General features: G+C 68.1%; 6 protein-coding genes and 1 pseudogene. 2 read left to right on the top strand and 5 right to left on the bottom strand.

Annotation, left to right across the window (positions count from 1 at the left end; translation table 11 throughout):
* Positions 1-58 precede the first annotated feature (58 nt).
* The 5 genes and pseudogenes from trmD to AB4Y99_RS26760 all read right to left on the bottom strand — a co-directional run.
* Positions 59-754 (bottom strand): tRNA (guanosine(37)-N1)-methyltransferase TrmD, encoded by a 696-nt coding sequence (gene trmD / locus AB4Y99_RS26780; RefSeq protein ID WP_441525467.1) that lies wholly within the window; start codon positions 752-754, stop codon positions 59-61.
* Positions 755-758: 4 nt separating this feature from the next.
* Positions 759-1,433, bottom strand: coding sequence for an HAD family hydrolase (locus tag AB4Y99_RS26775; RefSeq protein WP_441525466.1), 675 nt, complete (start codon positions 1,431-1,433; stop codon positions 759-761).
* Positions 1,417-1,965, bottom strand: a complete 549-nt coding sequence (gene rimM / locus AB4Y99_RS26770) for a ribosome maturation factor RimM (protein WP_441525465.1) — start codon at positions 1,963-1,965, stop codon at positions 1,417-1,419. The genes AB4Y99_RS26775 and rimM overlap by 17 nt, the downstream gene beginning before the upstream one ends.
* A gap of 154 nt (positions 1,966-2,119) precedes the next feature.
* Complete coding sequence (gene rpsP, locus AB4Y99_RS26765; RefSeq protein WP_038359098.1) at positions 2,120-2,491, bottom strand: 30S ribosomal protein S16; 372 nt, start codon at positions 2,489-2,491, stop codon at positions 2,120-2,122.
* Between the two features lie 267 nt (positions 2,492-2,758).
* Positions 2,759-3,757 (bottom strand): annotated as a pseudogene (locus tag AB4Y99_RS26760) (signal recognition particle protein); the annotation flags it as partial.
* Between the two features lie 120 nt (positions 3,758-3,877).
* On the opposite strand from AB4Y99_RS26760, the gene AB4Y99_RS26755 reads away from it, so the two are divergent.
* Entirely contained in the window at positions 3,878-4,045 is a 168-nt protein-coding gene (locus AB4Y99_RS26755) for a hypothetical protein (RefSeq protein ID WP_441525464.1), read from the top strand.
* A gap of 35 nt (positions 4,046-4,080) precedes the next feature.
* Positions 4,081-4,605: CAP domain-containing protein (locus AB4Y99_RS26750; protein ID WP_441525463.1), on the top strand; the 525-nt coding region annotated here is incomplete at its 3' end.

Raw genomic sequence — 4,605 nt, 5'->3', positions numbered from 1 at the left:
CTTCTGAACGAATTTTCCGGATCTGCGCTGCGCTCCGCCCTAGAATGACGGCAAGGGATCACCCCTCGCCCCGCTCCCTCAGCAAATCCGGCCGCCGCTCGCGCGTGATCCTCTCCGCCTGCTCGCGCCGCCATTTCGCGATGCGGGCATGGTCGCCGGACAGCAGCGCCTCGGGCAGGCCCCTGCCCTCCCAYTCGCGCGGSCGCGTGTAGTGCGGATATTCGAGCARSCCGTTCTCGAAACTCTCCTCCKMGCCGGAGGCTTCCTTGCCCATCACGCCCGGAATCAGGCGCACGCAGGCATCGAGCAGCGTCAGCGCCGCCATCTCGCCGCCGGAGAGGATGTAGTCGCCGATCGAGACCTCGATCAGGTTGCGCCCCTCGATGACGCGCTCATCGACTCCCTCGAAGCGCCCGCAGACAATGACGAGGCCGGGACCGTCAGCCCATTCGCGCACCTGGCGCTGCTGCAAGGGCCGCCCGCGCGGCGACATCAGCAGGCGCGGGCGTTCATCATCGGTCGGCACGGCGGCATCGATGGCCGCCGCCAGCACGTCGCAGCGCAGCACCATGCCGGCCCCGCCTCCGGCCGGATTGTCGTCGACATTGCGATGCCGGCCGATGCCGTGCTCGCGGATCTGGTGGGTGTCGAGCGACCACAGCCCCTTGCGCAGCCCCTCGCCCGCCAGCGAGATGCCGAGCGGCCCGGGAAACATCTCCGGATAGAGCGTCAGGATCGAGGCGCGGAAGGGCATGCCGTCAAGCAAAGCGCAGCGCGGGCAACCCGTCCAGCGCGGTGAAATCGCGCGCCGAGGCGATCAGGTTATCATAAGCGGCGAAGGCCTGCGCATCGAGCATGGTGAGCAGCGCCACAGCCCGCATGCCCGCCCGCCGCGCGGCCTCGACGCCATTGGGTGCATCCTCGAAAACAAGGCAGTCGGCCGCCGGAACACCCATGCGCCGCGCCGCCTCCAGGAAGAGGTCCGGGTTCGGCTTGCCGGGAAAGCCCTGCGAGGGAGAGACGACCGTGACGAAGCGCTCGCGCAGCTTCAGCTTGTCGAGCACCAGATCGACATTGCCCGGAGGAGCGGCGGTGGCGAGCGCCATCGGCACTTTGGCAGCATCGGCCCGTGCCATCAGCGCGAGCAAGCCGGCCAGCGGCGCGACATGCGGGGCATAATCCTCGCGGTAATAGATTTCCTTGTCGTGCCCGAGCGCGTCGATCCGCGCCGCATCGGCATCCGGGAACAGGGGGACGAGGATTTCGGCCGAGGCCATGCCGGCGGTCTTCTTGAAGAAGCTGTCGGCGTCGAAAGGCAGGCCGTGCTCGGTCAGGAGTCGCCCCCATGCCGCCTCGTGATAGCGCATGTTGTCGACGACGGTGCCGTCCATGTCGAAGATCAGCGCGCGGGCGGGCTTATCGCTTGGCGTCATCTCTGCGACCATCGTCGGGCTCGAACAATCCTGCGGGCGGCTCGGCCTCGATGCGGCGCGCGGCGATGTCGATGCGCGGCGCGAAGGCCTTGGTGAAGGGCATCAGGACGGAGCGCCCATCCGGCGTCTCGATATCGAGCAGGTCGCCCGCGCCGTAATTCGCGACGGTGGAAACGGTGCCGAGCGGCACGCCATCCGGCCCGACAACGCTGCAACCGATGAGGTCGGCCTGCAGGAACTCGTCCTCGTCCTCGGCTGCCGGCAACTTGTCGCGCGAGACGAACAACTCGACGCCGTTCAGCGCCTCGGCTGCCTCGCGCGTGGCCACGCCCTTGAGCCGGGCGACGACGACCTCCTTGGCAGGGCGGATGTCGATGATCTCGAAATTGCGGCCCTTGCCGTCGGTCAGCGGGCCATAATCGGCGATCGCGAGCGGATCGCCGGTGAAGGTCTTGATCCTGACCTCGCCGCGCACGCCATGCGGCGCGCCGACGATACCGAGCAGGACGAGATTGTCGGTGCCAGCCATCATCCGTCATTCCGGGGCGCAGCGAAGCTGCGAGCCCGGAACCCATGAACACCACGATGACCGGAGCACACCGCCACCTTGTCATGAACGACGTGTTCATGGCTTCCGGGCCCGGGCCTGCGGCCCGTCCCGGAATGACGGCAGTGCAGCGTCAAGCTCACGCCTCGGCGGAAGCTTCTTCGGCGGCCGGGGCGGCAGCCTTCTCGGCCTTGGCCGCAGCGCGCTCCTTGGCCTTCTCGCCCGGAACGGCCTTGTTCGGGTTGTTGCGAGCCGGGCGCTTGGCGAGGCCGGCGGCATCGAGGAAGCGCAGGACGCGGTCGGTCGGCTGGGCGCCCTTGGCGAGCCAGGACTGGACCTTCTCGAGGTCGAGCACGACGCGCTCGGCCGAATCTTTCGGCTTCATCGGATCGTAGGAGCCGATCTTCTCGATGAAGCGGCCATCGCGCGGCGAACGGGCGTCGGCGACGACGATGCGGTAATAGGGGCGCTTCTTGGCGCCGCCGCGGGTCAGGCGGATCTTGAGGGACATGGGTCTTCTTCCTTTGGTTGAACGTTGAAGTCGGGTTGAACGGTAAAGGCTATTTCTTCTTGCCGAACGGGCCGCCGCCCAGCCCCGGCAGGCCGCCGCCAAGGCCTGGAAGCTTCGGCATCATGCCGGCGGGCGGGGTGACGCCCTTCGGCAATCCAGGGAAACCGCCCGGCGGCATCGCCGGCAGGCCCCCGCCCGCGCCGAGCTGCTTCTGCAGTTCCGCGAGCTGGGCCGGGTCCATCTTCGAGGGATCGGGCATGGCATGCGCAAATCGTCGAGGTCGAAATTGCCCTTGGCGAGCCGCTGCGCCAACGCCTGCGCCTTGTCGGCATCGACCGTCTGCGCCGCCTTCTCGACGAGCGAGACGATGTCGCCCATGCCGAGGATGCGGTTGGCGACGCGCGAGGGGTGGAAATCGTCGAGTTCGTCGACCTTTTCGCCGGTGCCGACCAGCTTGATCGGCTTGCCGGTGACGGCGCGCATCGAGAGCGCCGCGCCACCGCGCGAATCGCCGTCCATACGGGTCAGCACGATGCCGGTGAGACCGACGCGGGCGTCGAAGGCGCGGGCGGTATTGACTGCGTCCTGGCCGGTCAGTGCGTCGGCGACGAGCAGCACCTCATGCGGGCTGGTCGCAGCCTTCACCTGCGCGACCTCTTCCATCAGCGTGTCGTCGAGCGTGACGCGCCCGGCGGTGTCGAGCATGACGACGTCGTAGCCGCCGAGACGGGCGGCCTCGATCGCGCGCCTGGCGATCTGCACAGCCGACTGGCCGGCGACGATCGGCAGCGTCTGCACGCCGACCTGGGTGCCGAGAATGGCGAGCTGTTCCATGGCGGCCGGGCGTCGCGTATCGAGCGACGCCATCAGCACCTTCTTCTTGTTGCGCTCGGTCAGGCGCTTGGCGATCTTGGCCGTGGAGGTGGTTTTACCGGAGCCCTGCAGACCGACCATCAGGATCGGCACCGGCGGCACGGCGTCGAAGCCGATGCCCTCGCCCTCCCCGCCCAGCGTGTCGATCAGGACGTCGTTGACGATCTTGATGACCTGCTGGCCGGGCGTGACCGATTTCAACACCTCGGCGCCGACSGCGCGCTCRCGYACCTTGTCGGTRAAMSWGCGCACGACCTCGAGCGCGACATCSGCCTCSAGCAGCGCGCGGCGAACCTCGCGCAGSGCKGCGTTGACGTCCTCCTCGGTCAGCGAACCCCGGCGGGTCAGCCCCGAAAGGATGCCGGAGAGTCTTTCGCTCAGCGTGCCGAACATGCGGACCTGCCTGCTTTGCCTCAAGGAACCGTCACAGYCGGAACCTCATCGCCAAACGGTTTCGCGCCCGAGGGCGCAACTGCGCTGTCGGACGTTGACCTCCGGGCTCATGGAAGCGGCTTGCGCGGCCCGGTCGGCGGATGTGGTTTCGGCGATGTCGGCGAAACGGATGGCGTCTTAAAGCGGAAGAATGTGGCGAAAGTCAAGGTTGTGGGCGATCTTGCCGTCACCGGCCACCTCTCGCTCATGGGAATAATGGCGTTCGGCCCCAGAATGGCCCTGATCTGACGGCATCGCATCGCGCCCCCAATCGAGCCGAACCCATGAAGACCGTGATCGCCCCGCCGCTGCTGGCCCTCACCCTCCTCCTTGCCGGCTGCGCGAGCGAGCCCCGCCGCGAAGGCCCGCTCGATCCCCGCATGGTCGAGCGGCTCAACACCGTCTCCCTCGATCCGGCGCAGGCAGGGCGCATCCTCAACGCCTATCGCGCCAGCCTCGGCCTCGCACCCGTCCGGCCCGATCCGCGATTGATGGCGATGGCCCAGCGCCAGGCCGACGCCATGGTCGCGAAGAACGCCCTCTCCCATGACGCCGGCGGCAGCTTCGGCGGGCGCGTCGAGGCGGCAGGCCTCGATTCCGCCCGCGTCGCGGAAAATCTCGGCGGGGGCTACTTCTCCGTCGAGGAGGCTTTCGAGGGCTGGCGCAAATCCCCCGGCCACGACGCCAATCTGCGGATGAAAGAGGCGACGCGCTACGGCATCGCGCTCTCCAAGGATCCGCGCACGAGCTACCGCGCCTGGTGGGTGCTGGTCGTCGCAGCCGAACCGGAGCCGCGCGTAACCTTGGGT

The organism is Allobosea sp. TAB14 (genome assembly GCF_052113865.1).
Taxonomy (GTDB): Bacteria; Pseudomonadota; Alphaproteobacteria; order Rhizobiales; family Beijerinckiaceae; genus Allobosea; species Allobosea spartocytisi.
This window is presented reverse-complemented; position numbering and strand designations above follow the sequence as displayed.